Source organism: Vibrio makurazakiensis, from assembly GCF_050337375.1.
Taxonomy (GTDB): domain Bacteria; phylum Pseudomonadota; class Gammaproteobacteria; order Enterobacterales; family Vibrionaceae; genus Vibrio; species Vibrio makurazakiensis.
This window is the reverse complement of sequence record NZ_JAKJSW010000020.1, coordinates 51,467-77,065: the sequence shown is the minus strand read 5'-3', so window position 1 is coordinate 77,065 and position 25,599 is coordinate 51,467. Positions and strand designations below refer to the sequence as shown.

Annotated in this window: 14 protein-coding genes and 1 pseudogene; 6 read left to right on the top strand and 9 right to left on the bottom strand. The window is 44.3% G+C overall.

The window, feature by feature from the left end; translation table 11 throughout:
• The 4 genes and pseudogenes from L4C33_RS02665 to carB form a co-directional block, all read left to right on the top strand.
• Nucleotides 1–116 (top strand): annotated as a pseudogene (locus tag L4C33_RS02665) (8-oxo-dGTP diphosphatase MutT); the annotation flags it as partial.
• Between the two features lie 79 nt (nucleotides 117–195).
• Complete coding sequence (gene dapB, locus L4C33_RS02660) at nucleotides 196–1,020, top strand: 4-hydroxy-tetrahydrodipicolinate reductase (protein WP_428810922.1); 825 nt, start codon at nucleotides 196–198, stop codon at nucleotides 1,018–1,020.
• 502 nt (nucleotides 1,021–1,522) lie between these two features.
• Nucleotides 1,523–2,662 (top strand): glutamine-hydrolyzing carbamoyl-phosphate synthase small subunit, encoded by a 1,140-nt coding sequence (gene carA / locus L4C33_RS02655; RefSeq protein WP_048609692.1) that lies wholly within the window; start codon nucleotides 1,523–1,525, stop codon nucleotides 2,660–2,662.
• 16 nt (nucleotides 2,663–2,678) lie between these two features.
• Entirely contained in the window at nucleotides 2,679–5,909 is a 3,231-nt protein-coding gene (carB, locus tag L4C33_RS02650) for a carbamoyl-phosphate synthase large subunit (protein ID WP_428810916.1), read from the top strand.
• A gap of 225 nt (nucleotides 5,910–6,134) precedes the next feature.
• Here carB and L4C33_RS02645 read toward each other — a convergent pair whose 3' ends face one another.
• The 9 genes from L4C33_RS02645 to gltB (L4C33_RS02605) all read right to left on the bottom strand — a co-directional run bounded on the left by L4C33_RS02645 (nucleotide 6,135) and on the right by gltB (L4C33_RS02605) (nucleotide 22,302).
• Nucleotides 6,135–6,755, bottom strand: coding sequence for a TRIC cation channel family protein (locus tag L4C33_RS02645; protein WP_428810915.1), 621 nt, complete (start codon nucleotides 6,753–6,755; stop codon nucleotides 6,135–6,137).
• Between the two features lie 71 nt (nucleotides 6,756–6,826).
• The gene (gene btuF / locus L4C33_RS02640; RefSeq protein WP_428810921.1) at nucleotides 6,827–7,639 is read right to left on the bottom strand and encodes a vitamin B12 ABC transporter substrate-binding protein BtuF; all 813 of its coding nucleotides are present in this window, start codon (nucleotides 7,637–7,639) and stop codon (nucleotides 6,827–6,829) included.
• Between the two features lie 49 nt (nucleotides 7,640–7,688).
• The gene (locus L4C33_RS02635) at nucleotides 7,689–8,642 is read right to left on the bottom strand and encodes a cobalamin biosynthesis family protein (protein ID WP_428810914.1); all 954 of its coding nucleotides are present in this window, start codon (nucleotides 8,640–8,642) and stop codon (nucleotides 7,689–7,691) included.
• Between the two features lie 11 nt (nucleotides 8,643–8,653).
• Complete coding sequence (mtnN, locus tag L4C33_RS02630) at nucleotides 8,654–9,349, bottom strand: 5'-methylthioadenosine/S-adenosylhomocysteine nucleosidase (protein ID WP_428810913.1); 696 nt, start codon at nucleotides 9,347–9,349, stop codon at nucleotides 8,654–8,656.
• A gap of 112 nt (nucleotides 9,350–9,461) precedes the next feature.
• On the bottom strand, nucleotides 9,462–9,890 hold the full coding sequence (locus L4C33_RS02625) for a DUF1499 domain-containing protein (RefSeq protein WP_428810912.1): 429 nt from the start codon (nucleotides 9,888–9,890) through the stop codon (nucleotides 9,462–9,464).
• Between the two features lie 109 nt (nucleotides 9,891–9,999).
• Nucleotides 10,000–11,412 (bottom strand): FAD-dependent oxidoreductase, encoded by a 1,413-nt coding sequence (locus L4C33_RS02620; RefSeq protein WP_428810911.1) that lies wholly within the window; start codon nucleotides 11,410–11,412, stop codon nucleotides 10,000–10,002.
• A gap of 17 nt (nucleotides 11,413–11,429) precedes the next feature.
• Nucleotides 11,430–15,893, bottom strand: a complete 4,464-nt coding sequence (gltB, locus tag L4C33_RS02615) for a glutamate synthase large subunit (protein ID WP_428810910.1) — start codon at nucleotides 15,891–15,893, stop codon at nucleotides 11,430–11,432.
• Nucleotides 15,894–16,285: 392 nt separating this feature from the next.
• Nucleotides 16,286–17,755, bottom strand: coding sequence for a glutamate synthase subunit beta (locus L4C33_RS02610; RefSeq protein ID WP_428810909.1), 1,470 nt, complete (start codon nucleotides 17,753–17,755; stop codon nucleotides 16,286–16,288).
• Nucleotides 17,755–22,302: a glutamate synthase large subunit gene (gene gltB, locus L4C33_RS02605; protein WP_428810908.1), complete on the bottom strand. Its 4,548-nt coding sequence runs from the start codon at nucleotides 22,300–22,302 to the stop codon at nucleotides 17,755–17,757. The genes L4C33_RS02610 and gltB (L4C33_RS02605) overlap by 1 nt, the downstream gene beginning before the upstream one ends.
• A gap of 530 nt (nucleotides 22,303–22,832) precedes the next feature.
• Between gltB (L4C33_RS02605) and mnmL the strand changes: the two genes are divergently transcribed.
• A complete protein-coding gene (gene mnmL / locus L4C33_RS02600; RefSeq protein WP_428810907.1) occupies nucleotides 22,833–23,792 on the top strand; it encodes a tRNA modification radical SAM protein MnmL/YtqA in 960 nt (319 codons plus the stop codon).
• 45 nt (nucleotides 23,793–23,837) lie between these two features.
• Nucleotides 23,838–25,589 carry a GGDEF domain-containing protein gene (locus L4C33_RS02595; protein WP_428810906.1) on the top strand — a complete coding sequence of 584 codons (1,752 nt, stop codon included), beginning with the start codon at nucleotides 23,838–23,840 and terminating at the stop codon, nucleotides 25,587–25,589.
• Nucleotides 25,590–25,599: the final 10 nt, after the last annotated feature.

The window sequence follows — 25,599 nt, the reverse complement described above, 5'->3', positions numbered from 1 at the left end:
ATGGAAAAGAGGGGCAGCAAGGGGAATGGGTTAGCGTCGAATCACTACCGAAATATTCTTTCCCTGAGGCTAATGTGCCGATTCTAGAGCGAGTTGTAAAAGAGTTCGCTTTATAGCTAGCCTGAATCTGAGATTGTTGTTAATTTAAATAGATAGAAAATTTATGTTGCTGTTCAATAGTGACAAGACTTAATGATGGAGATAAACGCAGTGGTAAGAATTGCAATTGCAGGAGCAGCTGGCCGTATGGGGCGAAATTTGGTGAAAGCCGCACATCATAATTCAGACGCGAGTGTTGGAGCTGGGTCTGAACGCCCGGAGTCTTCATTAGTTGGTGTTGACGTTGGTGAGCTTTGTGGCGAAGGTCATTTTGAGGTTGCTCTGGTTGACGATCTAGCTAAGGCGATTAACGATTTTGATGTAATTGTTGATTTTACAGCTCCAGTTAGCACACTGGCGAATATCGAACTTTGTAAAGCTCACGGTAAGAAAATAATTATCGGGACTACTGGGTTTTCTGAAGAAGAAAAAGTGGTTATTGCTGAAGCTTCAAAAGTGACTCCGATTGTGATGGCTCCAAACTACAGTGTTGGTGTAAACCTCGTTTTCAAGTTATTAGAAAAAGCGGCTAAAGTAATGGGCGATTACTGCGATGTTGAAATTGTAGAAGCACATCACCGTCACAAAGTAGATGCACCTTCTGGTACAGCTATTGGTATGGGCGAAGCAATCGCTGGTGCTATGGGTAACGAACTTAACGACGTTGCTGTGTGGTCACGAGAAGGCATTACCGGTGAGCGAACTAAAGATGAAATCGGTTTTGCAACTATTCGTGCCGGCGATATCATTGGTGAACATACTGCAATGTTTGCTGATATTGGCGAGCGAGTGGAAATTACCCATAAAGCAACGGACAGAATGACCTTTGCTAATGGCGCAATCAAGGCAGCTGTCTGGCTAAACGATAAGCCTGCTGGCTTTTATACCATGACTGATGTGCTTGGTTTGAATGATCTGTAAATAGATATTTATGCGCTGGCAATTGCCGGCGCTTTCTTTATTTGGCATGTTTTCTTTAGTAACTACTCCCTATTACTCTTCTTTTAATTATCTTGTTCTCCTCATTAACTACTAACTTAGCTGTTAGTTTTGCCTATTTGGTTTTGGTTTGTGGTTAAGAGCTTTGAATTGTTACGTTTACTCTCTCTTTTATCGATTGCTTTTTGTTGGTGATGTTTTTGTTACTAATTGTAGGGTGAAAATTAGGGTTTGAAATTAGAAAATCGTAATATTCGAATTAATTTGGTTTGAAAGTTGAACTTTTGAAGCTTTGATAGGTGAAATTGAATCAGTTCTTACAAATCTTTAATTTCTTTTGCGTTAAATGTTGACACGTATCACGCAGATCACTAAAATACCGCCAATTTGTCTAATTTCCATAAACACGCAGTTTTTGGTGTTTCAGGAAGGTAGATTTGCAAATTAAATCAATTTTAATGCATTTTTATTTCTGGAGGTTGTCTTGAAGAAGTCAGCACTACTCGTCCTAGAAGATGGGACAGTATTTCACGGTGAAGCCATTGGCGCTGTAGGTTCTGCAGTTGGTGAAGTCGTTTTTAATACCTCGATGACGGGGTACCAAGAAATCCTCACTGATCCTTCCTATTCTCAACAAATCGTTACCCTTACTTACCCTCACATTGGCAATACCGGAACCAATTCCGAAGACGAAGAATCTTCTTCAATCCACGCTCAAGGCCTTGTGATTCGCGATCTCCCTCTAATCGCTTCTAACTTCCGTAATGAACAATCCCTTTCTGATTACCTTAAGTCGCAAAACGTTGTTGGTATCGCTGATATCGATACTCGTAAGCTGACGCGTATTCTTCGTGAAAAAGGCGCACAGAACGGTTGTATCGTAGCGGGTAACAATTTAGACGAAGCTTTGGCTCTAGCTAAAGCAAAAGAATTCCCTGGCCTGAAAGGTATGGACCTTGCGAAAGAAGTTACAACAAAAGAAGCGTATCAATGGAAACAAGGTTCGTGGACGCTTACGGGTGGACTTCCTGAAGCGAAAGCAGACTCTGAATTACCATACCACGTTGTTGCTTATGACTTCGGTGCAAAACGAAACATCCTACGAATGCTTGTTGACCGCGGCTGCCGCCTAACGGTTGTTCCAGCTGAAACTTCTGCTGAAGAAGTACTAGCACTGAACCCAGACGGTGTTTTCCTTTCAAATGGCCCTGGTGACCCAGAACCATGTACTTACGCAATTGAAGCGACAAAAGTGTTCCTAGAAAAAGGCTTACCAATCTTCGGTATCTGTCTAGGTCACCAGATTCTTGCTCTTGCGTCAGGCGCTAAGACAGTGAAAATGAAGTTTGGTCACCACGGTGCAAACCACCCTGTTAAAGATTTAGATCGTGATGTTGTGATGATTACTTCGCAAAACCACGGCTTTGCTGCTGACGAAGAAACCCTTCCAGAGACACTACGTGCAACGCACAAATCACTATTTGATGGTTCTCTACAAGGTATTCACCGTACAGATAAGCCAGCATTTAGCTTCCAAGGTCACCCTGAAGCAAGCCCAGGTCCAGAAGACGCAGCGCCGTTATTCGACCACTTTATTGAACTAATCAAACAGCACACAGCGTAATTCGGAGTAGTAGACAATGCCAAAACGTACTGACATTAAAAGTATTCTTATTCTAGGTGCTGGCCCGATCGTTATCGGCCAAGCATGTGAGTTCGATTACTCTGGTGCTCAAGCTTGTAAAGCGCTTCGCGAAGAAGGTTACCGAGTTATTCTTGTAAACTCGAACCCAGCGACAATCATGACTGACCCAGATATGGCAGATGCAACTTACATCGAGCCGATTCAATGGGAAGTTGTACGTAACATCATCGCTAAAGAGAAGCCAGATGCAGTTCTACCTACTATGGGTGGCCAAACTGCATTGAACTGTGCTCTAGACCTAGAAAAGCACGGTGTTCTTGAAGAGTTCGGTGTTGAAATGATTGGTGCAACGGCTGACGCTATCGATAAAGCAGAAGACCGTTCACGCTTCGATAAAGCAATGAAATCAATTGGCCTTGAATGTCCAACTGCTGATACAGCAAAAACGATGGAAGAAGCTTACAAAGTTTTAGACATGGTTGGCTTCCCTTGTATCATTCGTCCATCGTTCACGATGGGTGGTACTGGTGGCGGTATCGCTTACAACAAAGAAGAATTTGAAGAAATCTGTCGTCGTGGTTTGGACTTATCTCCAACTAACGAACTTCTTATCGATGAATCACTTATCGGTTGGAAAGAGTACGAGATGGAAGTGGTTCGTGACAAAAACGACAACTGCATCATCGTATGTGCGATTGAAAACTTCGACCCAATGGGTATTCACACGGGTGACTCAATCACTGTGGCTCCAGCTCAAACGCTGACAGACAAAGAATACCAACTAATGCGTAACGCATCTCTAGCAGTACTGCGTGAGATTGGTGTTGAAACAGGTGGTTCAAACGTACAGTTTGGTATTAACCCGAAAGATGGCCGCATGGTTATCATCGAGATGAACCCACGTGTATCTCGCTCTTCAGCACTAGCTTCTAAAGCAACAGGTTTCCCAATCGCTAAGATTGCAGCGAAACTGGCTGTGGGCTTCACGCTAGACGAGCTTATGAATGACATCACTGGCGGCGCAACGCCAGCATCATTCGAACCAACAATCGACTACGTAGTAACTAAGATTCCTCGTTTCAACTTCGAGAAATTTGCAGGTGCTAACGACCGTCTAACGACGCAAATGAAGTCAGTTGGTGAAGTTATGGCTATCGGCCGTAACCAGCAAGAATCTCTACAAAAAGCACTTCGTGGCCTAGAAGTTGGTGCAAGTGGTTTTGACGAAATGGTAGACCTAGATGCACCAGATGCTCTAACGACTATCCGTCACGAACTTAAAGAAGCTGGCGCAGAGCGTATTTGGTACATCGCTGACGCATTCCGTGCTGGTATGTCGGTAGATGGTGTATTCAACCTAACGCAAATCGACCGTTGGTTCCTAGTTCAAATCGAAGACATCGTTAAGCTAGAGCAAGAACTTAAAGCGAAAGGCTTTGCTGGTCTAAACAAAGACGAGCTAAACAAGCTTAAGCGTAAAGGTTTTGCTGATGCGCGCCTATCTAAGATTCTAGGTGTAGCAGAAAGCGAAATCCGTCGTCTGCGTGACCAATACGATATCCACCCAGTTTACAAGCGTGTTGATACATGTGCGGCTGAGTTCTCTTCAGATACGGCTTACATGTACTCTTCTTACGATGACGAGTGTGAAGCGAACCCAACAGACAAAGACAAGATCATGATCTTGGGTGGCGGTCCAAACCGTATCGGCCAAGGTATTGAATTTGACTACTGTTGTGTACACGCATCACTAGCACTACGTGAAGATGGCTACGAAACTATCATGGTTAACTGTAACCCTGAGACTGTTTCTACAGACTACGATACGTCTGACCGTCTGTACTTCGAACCAGTAACACTGGAAGACGTACTAGCTATCGCACGTGTAGAGAAGCCAAAAGGCGTTATCGTTCAGTACGGTGGTCAAACACCACTTAAACTGGCTCGTGCTCTTGAGGCTGCTGGTGTACCAATCATCGGTACTAGCCCAGACGCAATCGACCGTGCAGAAGACCGTGAGCGTTTCCAAGTTGCTGTAGACCGTCTAGGCCTACTTCAGCCAGAAAACGCAACAGTAACAACAATGGAGCAAGCGGTAGAGAAATCTCGCGAAATCGGCTTCCCGTTGGTTGTACGTCCTTCTTACGTACTTGGTGGTCGTGCGATGGAAATCGTATACGACGAGCAAGATTTACGTCGCTACTTCAACGAAGCAGTAAGCGTATCGAACGAATCTCCAGTACTACTAGATAGCTTCCTAGACGACGCTGTTGAAGTTGACGTAGATGCTATTTGTGATGGTGAGCGCGTAGTTATCGGCGGTATCATGGAGCACATCGAGCAAGCGGGTGTTCACTCAGGTGACTCAGCATGTTCTCTTCCTGCATACACGCTAAGCCAAGAAATCCAAGACGTAATGCGCGAGCAAGTTGAAAAGTTAGCGTTCGAGTTGGGTGTTCGTGGTCTGATGAACACGCAGTTTGCTGTTAAGAACAATGAAGTGTACCTAATTGAGGTTAACCCTCGTGCAGCACGTACTGTTCCGTTCGTATCTAAAGCAACTGGCGCACCAATCGCTAAGATTGCAGCTCGTGTAATGGCGGGTCAATCTCTAGAGTCTCAAGGCTTTACGAAAGAAATCATCCCACCTTACTACTCAGTGAAAGAAGTTGTACTTCCATTCAACAAGTTCCCTGGCGTTGACCCACTGTTAGGCCCAGAAATGCGTTCTACTGGTGAAGTTATGGGTGTTGGTGCGACGTTCGCAGAAGCATACTCTAAAGCTGAATTGGGTTGTGGCAACATCTACCCAGAAGGCGGCCGTGCACTTCTTTCTGTTCGCGAAGGCGACAAAGAGCGTGTTGTTGACCTAGCTTCTAAGCTATCTAAGCTTGGTTACCAGCTAGACGCAACACACGGTACAGCGGTTATCCTTGGTGAAGCGGGTATCAACCCACGTCTAGTAAACAAGGTACACGAAGGTCGTCCTCACATTCTTGATCGTATCAAGAACAACGAGTACACGTACATCGTGAACACTGCTGCTGGCCGTCAAGCGATTGAAGATTCTAAAGTTCTTCGTCGTGGCGCATTGGCTGAGAAAGTTAACTACACGACAACGCTAAACGCTGCATTCGCGACTTGTATGGCGCACACTGCAGACGCGAAGACGTCAGTAACTTCAGTTCAAGAGCTACACGCACAAGTGAAAGCTTCACTAGCGTAAGCTACCGTTAAGCGGATATAAATGCTTAAAGCCCATTCTTTTGAGTGGGTTTTTTTTATAGCTAGATAATCCTTTGCGAATCGCAGTTCTACGTTGGCGAAGGTTTTTAACTTAAAGGTAGGGGCGTCATTTTATTGGGGGCCGAATCATAAATGAATCGGACTTTAGAAAACAAAAAGGGTTGGCATAAATGCCAACCCTTTTTAGTGGTTTTAATTCAGGTGCCTATTTATTTAAGGCAAATGTTGGTAGCGATAAGTGCCATCTAATTGCACCTAATCGAATAAGTAGTGTTGAGAATGCACCAGCTAGAAATGCAGTTTCAGAGTCACTACCCATAGTCAGGGCTGTTGTATGGAACACACCGCCAACGATACAGGCTGTTGCGTAAACTTCACTTCGTAAAACCATTGGGACTTCACGTGCAAGAACATCGCGGATGATACCGCCACCACACCCTGTGATAACCCCCATAATTACGGCAACTAACGCAGAGTCTTGGTAAGCCATTGCTTTTTCTACACCAATGCCAACAAATACAGCTAGCCCAATCGCATCACATACGGGTAATACCCACCAAGCCAGACGCTTTGGGCGGCGGATAATTATCATTGTGAATAGACTAGTTAATAGGATTACCCATAAATAGGTGGTGTCTGTAATCCAAAATACGGGTGTAGCGCCTAAAGCCATATCCCGAATTGTACCACCGCCTATTGCTGTCACACTGCCTAATACAGCGACACCAAAAGGGTCCATCTTCAAGCGGCCAGCTAAAATTACGCCAGAAATAGCGAAAATAGCGGTGCCAAATAAATCGATAAAATAAAGCAGCATGGAGTCCATGATACTAACGCTCTTGTAAAGTTAGGGAACAGGTTGATTGGGCAAATTGTACGGAAAATTACGTCAAATAGTTAGCGATTTTGGCGCGCTTTATCGAAGAAATTACACACTTGCTGTATGGCGTTCAATGTTCTTGGTGTTGGTCGATTAATCCAGTCTGAATTGAGAGACCAAATTTGATTTTTCTCTATGGCTGGAATCTCACTTTCCCAAGACGCCCACATATTTCCATTATCAATTGCGTGTTGGGAAGTGAAGATTACTTCCGGTGCACTCAACACCACTTGTTCTATGCCAACTTGGGGATAAGGGGATGCACTGTCTTTAAAGACGTTCTCTCCACCACAAAATTCAAATACCTCACTAGGCCAATGGCCCTGCGCAATTGAAATGATCGGCTTTTCGCTTAGTTGGTAAAAATAACGTACAGGAGATGCACCTTGGTATTTCTTCCTGAGTTCAGCTAATTGCTGTTTATAAGCATTCGCGTTTTTTATACCAATCTGGGGATCATCAGAGTACTGACTGAGCTGCTCAATATTGGTCGCAATATTATCGAGAGTTTTTGTTTTAGAGTAATAGATTTCAAAGCCAAACTGTTTTAGCTTTTCGAGTTCTCTTGGAGGGTTTCCTGCGGGCCAAGCTAAAATTAGATCAGGCTGTAAGGCGATAATCTTTTCAACTTTAATGCCCTTGTAGTTAGCGACTTTTTCAAGGCTTTGGGCTGCTTGAGGGTAGTCACTTCGTTCACTTACTGCGATTAATTTATCGCCGAGACCTGCTTCATAGGCTAACTCTGTAGCGTGTGGGGCTAAGCTAATAACGCGCTCCACCTTGTCAGATGGCTGGGCACAAACCGAAAAAATGCTAATGGTAGAAGCTATGGTTAGATAGCGGGTATACGAAGAGAAGCTCAATTTATATTCCTTGGTACTATATACCTTGATGAACTGCGAGTAGTACGGCACTTTGCAGGAAGATCCATGYCATTATTCGCCATGCGAGTAGTTTTTGAAGTTGAGATAGGTGCAGTGCTGATGGTGCAATGCGGCCACCGAGTTTAGCGCGAATCATCTTGGTATTGTTGTATATCGCTGGTCCACCTAACGACAATTCAAGTTTATTACCTACCGATGTTATTAGCCATGCAGGGCCTGGTAAGGGCCAAGATTTACTTTGTGCAAGCATCGATTTGAATGTGTGGCTTGCTTTAGTACCAAATACAATCATGAGCGCGAATAAGCGGAGTGGAATGAAATCGAGCACAGCCACTAAACGAATGACTGTAATACCAAACGGTGAATACTCTTGTCGGCTAGGGGACCAGGCTCGAGCAAGTTCCGCAGTTAATCGATACATTAACGCTGCAATACCGCCGCCAATACCATACCAAAAAAGGACACAGATGACGTTGCGGCCATAACCCATAATAATGGTTTCAGCTCCTGCTTTACCTAATCCTAGTGTAGAGAGGCTATCTGTCTGACGGTTAACAACGGGTGATAATAAACGCCTCGCGAGCTTTTTATCTTCGCCAGCTAAAGCTTTGATTAGTTGGTTCGCTAGCTTTTCATTATTACGCCAATCTATAGCAAGCAGTAATAGGCCTAGTTCGAATAACTGTGGCTGCCAAACTAATGGTTTCAGTGCCCAAAGTACTGCTAAAGCGGGAAAACACATCAATAGACAAGCAAGAGAGCCAGAAAGTAGGCTTTGCGAGTAGTTTTGATTGTTGTTTACTTTACCTGCGAGTATTTCTGCAAATTTGTGCCAAAGAGTTGTAGGGTGAGCTGAATAAGGGATGGGTAATATTAAATGAAATAAGAGTGCTCCCCACATAACGAGGAGCACTCCATTCGCAAATACTTGATCAAACAGTGTTTGCATTTTTTAAGTGCTTATTTAAGTAGTTCAACCATCTTCAGCACCATTTCAGAAGAACTCTGTGCTGCAAGAGGTAGGAATTCGTCAAAGCTCATTGGAGATTCTTTGTCTGCAACGTCTGAAATAGCACGGACAACCACAAACGGTACTTGGAATTGGTGACAAGCTTGAGCAATAGCAGATGCTTCCATTTCAACAGCAATAACTGATGGGAAGTGTTTACGGATGAACTCTTGGCGTTCCGCAGTACAAACAAACGCATCACCAGTACAAATAAGACCGCGTACAGCGTGCTTGTCGGCCATTTGTTCAAGCGCTTTTTCAGCCACTGACATCAATTTCTCATCTGCAGTAAAAGCAGCAGGCTGGCCAGCCATTTGGCCAATCTCGTAACCAAACGCAGTAACGTCAGCATCGTGATGGCGAACTTCAGTTGAGATCACAACGTCACCTAGGTTTAAGCTAGCGTCAAAACCGCCCGCAGAACCTGTGTTGATAACCACATCTGGTTGGTATTCACTGAGTAAAATAGCAGTGCCGACAGCCGCGGCTACTTTACCAATTCCAGATTGAAGAAGAACAACATCAACGCCGTTTAGTTGACCTGAGAAAAAGGTACAACCGCCCTTGTTCACTTCTTGAATGTCAGTAATTGCAGATTTTAGGATCGCAACTTCTTGCTCCATAGCGCCAATGATGCCGATTTTCATGTGTAGTCTCTTAATAAAAGTTTGAACAGTAGCCGAAATTGTAGCATGGATGAGAAGCCCCGGGCGACAGCGGTAAAGCACTTCTTAGAAGATTATCCATGAGTTGATTCAATTATTTAATCAGTTTTTGTTCTTTCAAAGCTGTTCTAAATTTCTCTGCACGCTTTCTATTCACGCCAAAATCAGAGTAACCAGTGCGTGACTCTGAGCGAACCAATAAATGGTTTCCTTCTCTTTTAACTTCAAAGTCATCTACAAATCGCATGATGCTAGTAGTGCATTCAATTCGTAAGTAGTTATCTGTTTTCTTGGCCGTTTTTGATCCAGATAAAGAAAGAGCAACCAGTTCGATCTTATCTAAAGTAGCAGTGTCAGTCAGTTCGAACGCAGCCAAAGAGTGTTCATCACGAGAGTCTTGGGTCGACACGCAGTTAGGTTTCTCACCACATAGAGAGGCTGTTCTGTCTGTTATGTTAGTAACGCTTTGACTACAGGCTGATAAAGCAAACGCTGATGTGATAATGAGGGCGACTTTCTTCATTGTTCTTCCCAGTATGTTTATTTAGACATTGATTTAGAGGTGTTGGAATAAATAAAAGGATCCATGTACGGATCCTTTTAATAGTAACGGACAGTTAAATAAAGGAAACCTATACTTCTAAATAGTCCATGATTCCTTCTGCGGCTTTTCGCCCTTCATCAATGGCTGTGACTACCAGGTCCGATCCGCGAACCGCATCGCCACCTGCGAAGATCTTTTTGTTGGTTGTTTGATACTGGAACTCTTGAGTTTGGGCGGCTTTGATTCGTCCCCACTGATCCAATTCAACACCAAAAGGTTCTAGCCACGACATTTTATGTGGCTGGAAACCAAATGCCATGATCACCGCATCGGCTTCAAGAACATGCTCACTGCCTTCAACAGGTTCAGGGCGGCGGCGACCGGCTTCATCTGGTTCTCCTAGCGCTGTTTTTACCACTTTCACACCTGTGACTTGTCCGTTAGCATCGACTTCTAAGCCTAAAGGTTGCAAGTTAAACATGAAGTTCACGCCTTCCTCTTTGGCATTTTTTACTTCGCGTCTAGACCCTGGCATGTTGGCTTCATCACGGCGATAGGCACAAATGACATGCTTTGCATTTTGACGAATAGAGGTTCGAACACAGTCCATAGCCGTGTCACCACCACCAAGTACAACGACTTTTTTCCCTGCCATATCAACAAACGTCTGAGGGTTTTCAAGCTCCATGACTTTGTAGGTGTTGGAAATCAAAAATGGGAGAGCGTCATAAACGCCTGGTGCATCTTCATTCTCTAATCCGGCACGCATGTTTTTGTAGGTACCCACACCTAAGAAGACAGCATCATATTCATCTACTAACTCTTGTAAGGCGACATCTTTTCCGACTTCAACATTCATTTTAAACTCAACGCCCATATCTGAAAAAATACGGCGGCGGTTTTCCATTACGCCTTTTTCAAGTTTGAAAGATGGAATACCAAAAGTAAGTAGCCCCCCGATTTCGGGGTAACGGTCGAATACCACGGGCTTAACACCATTACGAACTAACACGTCAGCAGCAGCCAGTCCCGCTGGACCTGCACCAATGATCGCTACTTTCTTATCCGTCCACTCCACTTTTGACATGTCTGGCTTCCAGCCCATCTCAAACGCTTTGTCGGTAATGTATTTTTCGATATTGCCGATAGTGACTGCACCGAAATCATCGTTTAGCGTGCAAGACCCCTCACATAAACGGTCTTGAGGACATACTCGACCACAGACTTCAGGAAGACTGTTAGTTTGGTGTGAAAGCTCCGCAGCTTCGATAATTCGCCCTTCATTAGCCAGTTTTAGCCATTGAGGAATGTAGTTATGGACTGGGCATTTCCATTCGCAATATGGATTGCCACAGTCTAAACAACGGTCTGCTTGAGCCGTTGCCTGTTGCTTGGTAAATGGTTCGTATATTTCAACGAACTCGATTTTACGAATTTTGACGGGCTTCTTCGCCGGGTCTACGCGACTTACGTCAATAAATTGGTATACGTTCTGGCTCATTGTTTGGCTCCTTCCAATTATTGCGCTTGAACACGTAGTTCTGCTGCACTGCGGCTTTGATGGCCAAGAAGTGTTCGCAGATCAGCGGTTTGTGGTTTTACTAGGTAGAACTTCGGAATCCATTCATCAAAGTTCGCAAGAATATTTTCGGCATGAACAGAACCTGTCTCTTCTAAATGTTCAGCAATCAGTCCACGTAAATGTTCTTGGTGTATAGCTAGGTCGGATAGAGCTATCGCTTCTACAGATTCGTTATTAACGCGACCTTGGAAATCATCATTTTGGTCAAGTACGTAGGCAAAGCCACCTGTCATACCTGCGCCAAAGTTAACTCCTGTTGCTCCTAAAATGGCAACGATGCCACCAGTCATGTATTCGCAAGCATTATCTCCGGCCCCTTCAATTACAGAGATAGTGCCAGAGTTTCGAACGCCAAAACGCTCACCAGCTGTACCTGCGGCAAAGAGCTTGCCTCCGGTTGCCCCATATAAACAGGTATTACCGATAATGGTGGCTTCATTACAAGGGAAAGTCGTGCCTTGGTGTGGTTTGATTGAGATCTTACCCCCTGCCATGCCTTTACCTACATAGTCGTTGGCATCACCAGTTAGATTTAAATCGACACCACCAGCATTCCATACTCCAAACGATTGACCTGCGGTTCCGTTGAGGTTCAGAGTAATTGGCGTTCCAGCCATACCATGGTTACCGTAGCGGCGTGCAATTTCACCCGAGATACGAGCCCCAATCGAACGGTCGGTATTAATCACGTTGTAGTGAAGAGTGGTCGCTTGTTGGGTTTCTATAGCAGCTAAAGCATCATCTAAGATTTGTTGGTTAAGTTCAGCTTTATCAAACGGTGTGTTTGGCTCCGTCCAGCTAACAGGGTGACCTTCAGGAGATATCGGCGCTTCTAAAATACCGGAAAGATCGAGCTTACTTTGTTTTGCCGTTAAGCCTTCGACAGCTTCTAGTAAATCTGTTCGTCCGATTAGATCTGTTAGCTTTTCGACACCCAAATCCGCTAAATGCTGACGAACTTCATCAGCCAGACCTGTGAAGTAATTGATGACCATTTCAGGCAAGCCTTTAAAGTACTCCTTACGTAAAGTTTCATCTTGTGTCGCTACGCCCGTTGCGCAGTTATTTAAGTGACAGATACGTAAGAACTTACAGCCCATAGCTACCATTGGAGCTGTACCAAAGCCGAAGCTTTCTGCGCCAAGAATTGCGCCTTTAATGACATCTAACCCTGTTTTCAGACCACCATCGACTTGTAAACGGATCTTGTGACGCAGGCCATTCGCAACAAGTGCTTGTTGGGTTTCAGCTAAGCCAAGCTCCCAAGGGCTGCCAGCGTATTTTACTGAAGTTAGTGGGCTGGCTGCTGTTCCGCCATCATAGCCCGAGATAGTAATAAGATCAGCGTAGGCTTTAGCTACACCCGTTGCGATAGTGCCAACTCCGGGTTCTGATACCAGTTTTACCGAGACTAATGCTTTTGGGTTTACTTGTTTTAAATCGAAAATTAGCTGGGCCAAATCTTCAATAGAATAGATATCATGGTGTGGAGGAGGGGAGATCAATGTCACTCCCTGTACCGAGTAACGTAATTTCGCTATTTCTGCTGTGACTTTGTGCCCTGGAAGTTGTCCACCTTCACCTGGCTTAGCACCTTGAGCCACTTTAATTTGCAGTACATCGGCATTGGTTAGGTAGTGTGGCGTAACCCCAAAGCGGCCAGAAGCGATTTGCTTGATACGCGAATTTCGTTCAGTTCCGAAACGACGTGGATCTTCACCACCTTCTCCTGAGTTTGAATAGCCACCCAAGCGGTTCATTGCTGTAGCGAGAGCTTCGTGAGCCTCTGGGCTAAGTGCGCCAATCGACATCGCGGCGGAGTCAAAGCGTTTGAATAGCTCAGTATTAGGTTCGACTTTTTCTAGGGATACAGGCGTGTCTGATTTCTTGAGAGCCATTAAGTCACGCAGCATAGCGGCTGGACGAGAATTAACTTGTTGAGCATATGATTGATAATCAGAGCTTTCACCTGACTTAACCGCAGTTTGTAATGTACCGACTACATCAGGGTTATAAGCGTGGTACTCGCCACCGTGAACGTATTTCAGTAAACCACCGTGATCAATTGGTTTACGCTTAGCCCAGGCTTTACGTGATAAATTGAATACATCTTGCTGGAAATCACTGAAACTTGCGCCTTGAATACGAGTCGTCACGCCTCTGAAGCAGAGCTCAACCACATCATTATGTAGGCCAACAGCTTCGAAAAGCTGAGAGCAACGATAAGAAGCTATGGTCGAAATACCCATTTTAGACATGATCTTATACAGACCTTTGTTGATGCCGTATTGGTAGTTTTGCATCGCATCACGGTAGTCTTTATTCAGCGCACCATCATCAATGATCTTACTGAGAGACTCATACGCTAGGTAAGGATAAACAGCTGTTGCACCAAAGCCGAGTAATACTGCGAACTGATGAGGATCTCTGGCAGTGCCTGTTTCGACAATAATATTGGCATCACAGCGAAGGTTAGTATCTACCAAACGCGTTTGAACTGCGCCGACGGCCATTGCTGCAGGGATAGGTAATTTACCTTTTTCGAGATTCTTGTCCGATAAAACAACCAGTACCGTTCCAGCTTTGACCTCTTCGACTGCTAGATCGCAAAGATCCAATATCGCTTGCTCGAGGTCGGTGGTGTTCGGGTCGTAGTTGATATCAAGTACAGAATGACGATAGTGTTTTTGACTTAGCTCTAGTAGTTGCTTCATATCAGAGTAAAGCAGTACTGGTGAGTCAAATGTGACACGATAAGCGTGACCATCAGTTTCACAGAACACATTCATTTCTTGGCCAACACTTGTAGCCAAAGACATGACGTGTTTTTCGCGCAGTGGATCGATTGGAGGGTTCGTAACTTGAGCAAACTTCTGACGGAAGTAGTCGGTCACCAACCTTTCTTTTGAAGAAAGTACAGCCATTGGAGTGTCGTCACCCATAGAACCAACAGCTTCTTGCCCCATATCTCCAAGTACACGTAGGACTTGGTCAACTTCTTCATTACTCATCGCAAATTGTTTCTGATAAGTACTTAACTGATCTTCTGTAAACTCTCGCTTTCCAACCTGTTCGTCAGGTAATTCAGAGAATGCAGTCAGTTTATGAACGTTACTTTCCATCCACTCTTTGTAAGGATGGCGGCTTTTCAGATCGTTATCGATTTCACTAGATTGCCATAGTTTTCCACGGCGCGTATCGATGACGAGCAGTTCACCGGGGCCGACTCGCCCTTTTTCTGCTACCTCATCAGGTGCGTAATCCCAAATACCAACCTCTGACGCTAAGGTAATTAGATTGTCTTTAGTGATGACATATCGTGCTGGTCGTAGACCATTTCGGTCTAAATTACATGCTGCATAACGGCCATCGGAAAGTACGATACCTGCTGGGCCGTCCCAAGGTTCCATGTGTTTAGAGTTAAAGTCATAGAACGCACGAAGATCTGGATCCATGTCTGGGTGGTTTTGCCAAGCTGGTGGAACGAGCATTCTCATGGCTCTGAATACATCCATGCCTCCTGCTAAAAAGAGGTCAAGCATGTTATCTAGGCTAGAGGAATCCGATCCTGTTTCATTGACAAAAGGTGCGGCAGTTTGTAAATCCGGAAGTAGTGGCGAAGAAAATTTATAGGCACGAGCACGAGCCCATTGGCGGTTACCTTCGATGGTATTGATTTCACCGTTATGAGCTAAATAACGGAATGGCTGAGCCAGTGGCCAACGAGGTTGAGTATTCGTTGAGAAGCGCTGGTGGAATAAGCAAATTGCAGATTCCATACGTAAGTCTGCAAGATCTAGGTAAAATCGCGGAAGATCGGCAGGCATACACAAACCTTTGTAGACGATGACTTGTGTCGAAAGGCTACAAATATAAAAATCTTTGTCTTCTGTGATCTGTTTTTCAATTCTGCGACGCGCAATATATAAACGGCGTTCAATATCTCGCTCGCGCCAACCCGCTGGAGCTGAAATGAAGACTTGCTGGATATTAGGTACTGAGTTTTTTGCGATAGGACCAAGCATTTCAGAATTAGTAGGAACGTCACGCCAACCCGTAACCGTTAACGTCTCTTGAGCGAGTTCTTTATTGATGATTTCTTTGGTCGCTTGGGCTTTTACTGGGTCTTGGTTGAAGAAAATCATACCAATAGCGTACTGCTTACCGAGCTTAAAATTTAACTCTTCGGCAATTAATCGTAGGTAGGAATCAGGCTTTTGTAGCAGTAGGCCACAGCCATCACCGGTTTTCCCATCTGCAGCGATACCACCACGGTGAGTCATTCGGTCTAGTGCTGAAATCGCGGTACGAACGAGTTTATGGCTAGGTTGCCCTTCCATTTGCGCTATTAAACCAAATCCACAGTTGTCTTTTTCAAGACTAGGATCATATAGAGCCATTGCAATTCTCCCTTTGCTTCTCTGTCATCCAGACAGTAAATGACTAACTATTCATTATATTTCTTATATGTGCATAGTTAATTAGTAATCGTTATTGAATTCGTTAACAAAATCTATTGTTTTAATTTTCATCGATTTCACAACGTATAGCTAATTGTGTAAAAGGTCAAGTTTATGGTCATTTATCACGCAAGCTAGACAATAGCCAAGTATTAGTCTGTTTATTGCTATTTATATCAAAGGGATAGGGTTTTTGTTGTTACATTTTTGTAACATTTATTTGTGTGGTAGGAATAAAAAAGGCTAGCATCGAGTGCTAGCCAAATATAAAAGTTAGGAAGGGTGTTACTTTTTCCTCTAGGCTAACGTCATTGACGCTAGCCTGAGAAATATTATGCGGAAAGCATGAGTGAATCTGCTTTCGCTTCTAGGTTAGAGTTACCCATTAGGTAGTCATCAATAGCAATCGCACATTCGCGACCTTCATTGATACAACGAACAACTAGAGATTGACCCGTTCGCATATCACCAGCAGCGAAAACGCCTTTTTGGTTGGTTGCGAAACCTTCAGAGGCTACGTTACCGCGCTCATCAAGTTTGATATCAAGTTGAGCAAGTACACCTGTTGGTTCTGGGTGCAAGAAGCCCATTGCTAGGAATGCCATATCACATGGGATAACACGCTCAGTGTTAGCTACTTCTTCAAAACCTGGACGTTCGCCTGGTTTCGCGTCTTGCCATACGATATCAGCAATACGTAGACCTGTTACCTCGCCTTTATCGTTACCGATAAATTCTTTGGTCAGGATATTCCAATGACGTTCACAACCCTCTTCATGAGAAGTCGTTGTTTTCATGATCATTGGATATTGAGGCCAAGGCATATTGGCAGGGCGCTTTTCCGGTGGGATCGGCATGATCTCAACCTGAGTAATGCTTGCTGCCTTATGGCGGTTTGAAGTACCTACACAGTCAGAACCTGTATCACCACCGCCAATAACCACAATGTGTTTATCTTTAGCGTGAATCTCTTCTGTTTTAAGGTCTAAGTTGTTAGCTCGGCGATTATTTTGGCCAAGGAACTCCATCGCGAAGTGGACGCCTTTGAACTCTCGACCTGGGATTGGTAGATCGCGAGGTACGGTAGAACCACCAGTAAGTAGAACTACATCAAACTCTTGGCGAAGTTGTTGAGCATTAACATCAACACCAATGTGTTGGTTAACTTTAAACTCAACGCCAGCTTCAGCCATCATATTGATCTTACGGTCAATAACGTCCATACCTAGTTTGAAGTCTGGAATACCGAATCGCAGTAGGCCTCCGACTTTTTCATCACGTTCGAATACCGTAACAGAATGACCTGCGCTATTAAGCTGTTCAGCGGCTGCTAAACCTGCAGGGCCTGAACCGATAATCGCGATAGTTTTACCTGTACGAGAACGCGGTGTTTTAGGCTTTGCGTAGCCTTCACGGTACGCAGTTTCTACAATTGTCTTTTCGATATTACAGATCGTAATTGGGTCTTGGTTGATACCCAAAACACATGCACTTTCACAAGGTGAAGGGCATACACGACCTGTAAATTCAGGGAAGTTGTTGGTAGAGCTTAGGATATTCCAAGCTTCTTCCCAGCTGTCACGATATACCGCATCGTTGAACTCTGGGATGATGTTACCAATCGGACAACCGCTGTGACAGAAAGGTACGCCACAGTCCATACAACGAGAAGCCTGAGTTCCAATTTTCTCACCAAACTCTTCGTTTAGGACGAACTCTTTGTTGTCTTCAATACGAACTGATGGGTCGAGCTTCTTTGGAAGCTCACGACCGTGTTCTAAAAATCCAGTAGGCTTACCCATTATACTGCCTCCACTTCTTCCGTTTGTGTCTGTTGTGCTTCAGCTTTACGCTTTTGAAGTACAGCTTTGTAGTCACGTGGCATTACTTTAACCAGTGATTGAATGCTTACTTCAAAGTTGTCTAGGAAAGACTGAGCAACTTCACTTCCTGTGAATTCAACATGCTTAGTTAGCATTTCTTTCAGCAGAGCTTTATCTTCTGCTTCGATTGGATCTAGGTCGACAAGTTCAGCGTTTAGCTTACTTTCGAAGTCGCCAGCTTTGTCCCAAACATAAGCGACACCGCCACTCATACCTGCTGCAAAGTTACGCCCAGTAGAGCCAAGGATCACAGCAATACCGCCAGTCATGTATTCACAACCGTGGTCACCAACACCTTCTACAACCACTTTAGCGCCTGAGTTACGAACACAGAAGCGTTCGCCAGCCATACCGCGGATGTAAGAGTCACCTGAAGTTGCGCCATAGAAACATACGTTACCGACAACAATATTATCTTCAGCAATAATTGAAGATCTTGCATCAGGATAAAGTACTAAAGTACCGCCAGATAGGCCCTTACCCCAGTAGTCGTTCGCGTCGCCTTCTACTTCGAATTTCACACCTTTCGCAAGGAATGCACCGAATGACTGACCCGCACTACCGTAGAACTTAACGTCCATTGGTTTAGGGAGACCTTTGTCTTTGTACACTTTCGAAATTTCGTTCGACAGCATAGTACCCGCAGAACGGTCGGTGTTGATGATAGGGAATTCAGCTTTAACGGCTTCACCTTTCTCAAGTGCTGGGATAGCAGCTTGAATCAACTTGCGGTCTAAAACGTCTTCTAGGTTGTGATTCTGTTGTGTCTGGTTGTACACGCCATCTTCTTCACGCGCAGGTTCAATGTGTAGAACAGGCGTTAGATCTAGGTTTTTGTATTTCCAGTGGCCGATGTCTTCACGAACTTTTAGCTTCTGAGATTGACCAACCATTTCTTGAATTGTGCGATAGCCAAGTTCAGCCATCACTTCACGTAGGCCTTCAGCCATGTACTGGAAGAATGTCACTACGTCTTCTACGCGGCCGTCGAAACGTTCACGCAGTGTTTTGTTCTGTGTTGCGATACCAACAGGGCAGGTATTCTTATGACACTTACGCATCATGATACAGCCTTCAACAACCAATGCTGCAGTTGCTACACCCCATTCTTCGGCACCTAGTAACGTTGCTACTGCAAGGTCACGAGGAGTCTTCATCTGACCATCAGACTGAACAACGATACGGTTACGTAGACCATTTTTCAGTAGAGTCTGATGCGTTTCCGCTAGACCAAGTTCCCATGGGAGACCTGTGTGACGGATAGAAGACATTGGAGATGCACCTGTACCACCATCAAAACCAGCGATAAGAACGACATCAGCTTTTGCTTTAGCTACACCTGATGCAATCGTACCAACACCCGCTTCCGATACTAGCTTCACGTTTACGCGGCCAGCACGGTTCGCATTTTTCAGATCGTAAATTAGCTGAGCTAAATCTTCGATTGAGTAAATATCGTGGTGTGGCGGTGGTGAAATTAGACCAACGCCTGGAGTCGAGTGACGTGTAGCACCGATCCAATCATCAACTTTATCGCCTGGTAATTGACCACCTTCACCTGGCTTAGCACCTTGTGCCATCTTAATCTGAAGTTCATCAGCATTAGATAGGTAGTAAGAGGTAACACCAAAACGACCTGAAGCTACTTGTTTGATTGCTGAACGTTCCCAATCGCCATTTTCTTTACGCTCGAAACGAACTGGGTCTTCACCACCTTCGCCTGAGTTAGATTTAGCGCCGATACGGTTCATTGCAACAGCAAGTGTTGAGTGAGCTTCGTGTGAGATAGAGCCAAAGCTCATCGCACCGGTAGCAAAACGCTTAAGAATATTCTCAATCGGTTCTACTTCCGCTAGAGGAATAGAGCCTGCCGGGTTTTTAATGAATGCTAGTTGGCTACGCAATGTTGCTGCGTTATCGCCTTGGTCATCAACTGCTTTAGCGTACTTCTTGAACTGTGCGTAATCTTTGTTACGAGTTGATTCTTGAAGTAGAGAAATAGTTTCAGGGTTGAATAAGTGTTTTTCACCGCGTTGTTTCCACTGGTAAACACCACCAACATCAAGAACTTGTACTGGGATCTCACGTGTCGGGTAACCAACACGGTGACGAACTAGCACTTCTTTTGCAATGTCATCAATCGTCAAACCTTGGATACGTGAAACTGTACCTGTGAAGTACTTTTCTACAACAGATTTGCTGATACCTAGTGCTTCGAAGATTTGAGCACCGTGGTAAGACTGAAGCGTAGAGATACCCATCTTAGAGAAGATCTTAAGAAGACCGCCGTTAACACCTTTACGGTAGTTATCGAATAGCTCATCAGAAGATAGTGTTGGATCTAGTTTCTTGGTGCGCTGTAGATCAATGATCGTTTCAGTCACTAGGTATGGGTTTACAGCGTTAGCACCGTAACCTACTAGAGTCGCAAAGTGATGTGTTTCACGTGCGTCACCTGTTTCAACTACGATGTCACACTTCGCACGTAAGCCTTTACGGATTAGGTGGTGGTGAACCGCGCCAACAGCCAGCATTGCTGGAATAGCAGCGTGGTTAGAGTTAACCGCACGGTCAGTTAGAAGGATGATCGAGTAACCATCGATTACAGCATCTTCTGCATACTGACAAACACGTTTAAGAGCACGTTCAAGTTTGCCTTCTTCTTCACTTGCGCGGAATACGATGTCTAGCGTCTTAGCTTGTAAGTGCTCGTTATCGATAGCGCGAAGTTTTTCAAGTTCAGCATTTGAAAGTACTGGAGATTCTAATTCTACTTTTTGACAATGCTCTGGTGTTTCAGCAAGTAAGTTCTGATCTTTACCTAGGTAAGTGTTCAGAGACATAACCATGCGCTCACGAATCGGGTCGATAGGCGGGTTAGTTACTTGAGCAAATAACTGCTTGAAGTAGTTAGATAGATGTTGTGATTGATGCGAAAGAATCGCTAACGGCCAATCGGCACCCATTGCAGAAAGTGGCTCGTAGCCAGTTTTAGCAAGAGGAACGATGATTTCATTTACTTCTTCAGAACTTACACCAAACGCTTGCTGGTGGTGCATTAGTCGTTCTGGAGAAGGTTGGCTGTGTGCGTTATCTGCTTCAGGCAACTCTTTTAGGCTTAGTAGGTTGTCTTTAACCCATTGCTCGTATGGCTGACCGTTGGCGATGCCATCTTTCACTTCTTCATCAGAAATGATGCGACCTTGCTCTAGATCGGCAACGAAAATACGACCTGGCTGTAGACGACCACGGAACTCAACGTTTTCTGGTTCGATTTCAACAACACCAGATTCAGAAGCCATTACTAGGAAGTCATCTTTCGTCACTGTATAGCGAGAAGGGCGCAGGCCGTTACGGTCAAGAGTTGCACCTACTTGAACACCGTCGGTGAAACATACTGATGCTGGGCCATCCCATGGTTCCATTACGTTTGCGTGATACTGATAGAACGCGCGACGAGTTGGATCCATGTTTTTGTTTTCTTGCCATGCTTCAGGGATCATCATCATTAACGCATGTGGCAGGCTGCGACCAGATAGAACTAGGAGCTCAAGTGCCATATCGAAGTTTGATGAATCCGAGCTGCCTTCCTGACAAATAGGAAGAAGCATGTCGATTTCAGCTTGAGTGAAAAGATCAGATTCAATGATCGCTTCACGTGCTTTCATCCAGTTCAAGTTACCACGAACCGTATTGATTTCGCCGTTATGAGCGATGTAACGGAATGGTTGAGCTAGACGCCAGCGAGGGAATGTATTGGTTGAGAAACGAGAGTGAACTAATGCAAGAGCCGTTACCATCGTTGGGTTTTGCAGGTCCAAGAAGTACTGAGGAACTTGCTCAGTTGTTAATTGACCTTTGTATACCAAAGTCTTGTAAGACATTGAGTTGATGTAAAAATCATCGCCAATGTTTGATACGCTTTCAAGACACACACGAACGGTATAGTTACGTAGAACGTAAAGTTTACGTTCTAGTTCTTCAGGGGTTGTGCTTGGGCCACCTGAAATAAATACATGTTCAAATTGAGGCTCAGTGCTTAACGGGTCAGCACCAATCATTGAGTTATCTGTTGGCAACTCACGGTAACCTAAAACTTCTAGCTCAAGACGCTGAGCGTTACGTTCTAGAATATCGCGACATTGTGCACGTTTGTGTTCATCTTTAGGGAAAAGTACTACACCTACACCGTATTTCTCGAAAGAAGGTAGCTTGATACCAAGCGACACTGATTCTTCAAGTAAAAATTCATGAGGTTTTTGTAGCAAGATACCAGCACCATCACCTGAGCAAGGATCACAACCTTGACCACCACGGTGTTCCATACGCGCTAGCATATCGAGTGCTTGAGTTACTACATCATGAGATTTACGGTTTTTGAGGTGAGCAACAAAACCGATACCACATGCATCATGCTCCAATTCCGGAGTATACATGCCCTGTGCACTCTGCTCTCTATCTACCATAGATACATCCTTCCAGTTCATTCTAGGTACAACTCGCCTAAGCCGTTGTGCCTTGTCCTTTTATAGTTATGAATCTAAACCAGCCCTAGGTGAGCCAGTTTGAGTCCTTTCCGTATCTCGCAGGAAAAATTTTGCGAGAAAAACAATCCATAGTGTTATTCGTCTTTTTTTAACCACAAACTAGTGGTTTATATAGGTTGGATTTGAATAACACCGATTTATCTACAATCCGTTATTGTAACTAAAGTCACAAAAAATGCAGATATGTGTAAGTATCCTACAATTTTGTACTGGGTAATTCCAACGAAACTTGCCTCATGTAGACCATTTTTTTCGCACTCGCATGAATAGTTTGTATAACAAATGCGCAACATTAGGCAAATAGTACCGATTTTTTGCATGTTTATTGATATTTGATAGGTTGCTCGCAAATCTATTTGAGTATTGTGTTTGGCTATTTTTTGCAGGGGTGTAATTAATTTTCAGAAATGGACTGAGATACATTCTTATTTAGTGGGCTTGYTTTATATATGCAGTTACATGAGTTGGTTAATACCATCGGTCAGGACTTACAACGTAGATACGGTGAGAAAGTTCATAAATTAACCTTACATGGTGGCTTTAGCTGCCCAAACCGTGACGGTACGATTGGGCGCGGAGGCTGCACCTTTTGTAATGTGGCTTCATTTGCTGATGAGCAAACTCAGGTAAAAAGCATCGTTGAACAATTAACTGACCGAGCCGGTGAGATAAAGCGAGCTAACAAGTATCTGGCGTATTTTCAGGCATACACTAGTACTTATGCTGAAGTTCAAGTCTTGAAAAACATGTATGAGGAAGCACTTAAAGCGGCGGACATCGTTGGCTTATGTGTTGGCACTCGACCTGATTGTGTGCCGGATGCAGTTTTAGAACTACTCTCTGACTATGTTAATCAAGGCTACGAAATTTGGCTGGAGTTGGGGCTCCAAACAGCAAATGATCAAACACTGAAGCATATTAACCGAGGCCATGACTTTGCTATTTATGAGTCAATTACTCAGCGTGCTCGTGCTCTGGGAATTAAAGTTTGTACTCATTTGATCGTTGGACTGCCACGTGAAACTCAGCAAGATAACTTAGAGACTTTGAATAAAGTTCTTAAAGTAGGTACTGACGGTATTAAATTGCACGGTCTACACATTGTTGAAGGCAGTACTATGGCAAAAGCTTGGAAGGCGGGGAGGTTAGAAGCCCCCAGCTTAGAAGAGTATGTAAAGATTGCAACGGATATGATTCAGAAAACCCCCAGTCATATCATTTTCCACCGTGTCTCCTCTGCTGCGCGTCGGCCAACACTATTGTCGCCACTTTGGTGTGAAAACCGTTGGCTAGCCATGACGGAAATTGGACGTTCGCTTGATCAAACTGGTGCTCAAGGATCTCAAATAAACGATGCTTTTCAGTATACGTTACCAATATTGCCTGCAGATAATATGAGCATTAAATGAWATATTTAGTAGTTATTAGGCAGGTAATTTGTATTTAGAGGTTCAATGGCGCAAATTTTTGATTGGTTATGGAACGTCGTTGCTTCGTATGGCGTTGATATTGCCTTCGCTCTAGTTTGTATTTCCATTTGTTGGTTGGTTTACTTTCGTTATCAAAGACACTTAGAAGACTTACTTTTGGATAGCCCTTCTGCGCTGTGTATTCTCGACCAAAAAAGTGGTGAGATTATTCATGCTAATCGACAGGCGATGCAGCTGCTTGGTATTCGAAGTATTGGTAGTGCCTACCGCTACCCGAAAGGAACGAACGCGGAATCTCTATTTCAGCTACTGACAAACCAATCTGAATCTCACTTCTCTGATGTTGATCTATCTTGGTCACTTTCTACTTTTGATGCTCTCCACTTATCTTTAACTGGCCGCCGAGTTATTTTCCGTGGTCAACGTGCTTGGCTGATGTTTGCCACCCAGAAACAAGCTTCTGATGACGAGCTACAAGCTGAAATAAAAGCACTAGGGATTGCTAAGACGGCTTTAGACTCTCTATCTGAACTTATTTATGTAAAAGATAATCAAGGTCAGGTGATTGCTTCAAACCGAGCGTTTAAAAAATTCTGGTACGGGCGCGAAGAAGAAGGGATGTTAGGTATTTCTGAGGGACCTTTAAAAGGCCGAGTGAGTCAACGTTCTTGGACTATAGATCATGAAGGGCGCAGCTGTCTGCTCGAAACTTATCAAGATGTCTTACTGTCCGATCAAGGAGAGAAGAACGGAGTCCTCTCTATCAGCCATAACGTTACAGATTGGCATGATACTCAGCAGCAGCTTCGTAATGAAATGGAGCGCCGAAAAGACACTGAAGTTGCCTTGGCCCAGCGTGACACTATCTTGCAGAATATTCTAGAAGCGAGCCCTGACTCTATAGGCATCTTCAATGAAAACATGGTTTATCAGGCGTGTAACCAACCATTCGTTAGTGCGTTAGGTATTAGTGATGTAAGTGAGTTGATGGGGAAACGACTTCAAGATGTATTGCCCGACAATATGTACGCACGTCTTTCAGAGACAGATAGTCAGGTTCTTCATCAGAATAAATCACTGCGCTATATTGATAAAACCATCTCTAGTGATGGCTCTTTCACTTGGTACGACGTAGTGAAATCACCTTTTAGAGACCCTGCGTCTGGAACTAACGGTGTGTTAATTATGGCCCGTGATGTTACAGAACGTTATCTAGCAGAACAAAAACTTGAGGCAGCCAATCTAGAGTTAGAGCGCTTAAGCTTTATGGATAGCTTGACTCAAGTTTCTAACCGTCGTCGCTTTGACGAACAGTTAACGACGCTTTGGCATCATCATGTACGCGAAAACTTACCTATCACTGTCATTCTATGTGATATCGATTTCTTCAAAGGTTATAACGACTTTTATGGACATCAACATGGTGATGAAGCCTTAGTGCAAGTATCACAAGCATTCCTTAGAGTTTTAAACCGTTCATCTGACTGTGTCGCCCGTTATGGTGGTGAAGAGTTTGCGTTTATTTTACCTAATACAACGGCGAGTGGTGCGGAGCTTGTTGCTGAGCGAATTCATGCAGAGATCGCAGCGTTGGAATTACACCATGAAACTTCGACTGTCTCTGAATTTGTCACGGTGAGTCTAGGCATCATTGCCTGTAAGCCAGTACCGGGTGACCTTATGGAATCGGCTGTTGCATTGGCTGATAGTGCGCTTTATCAGGCGAAAGCCGATGGTAGAAGCCAAACTTGTGTCCACCCATCATCAATTATGTAATCAGAACTGT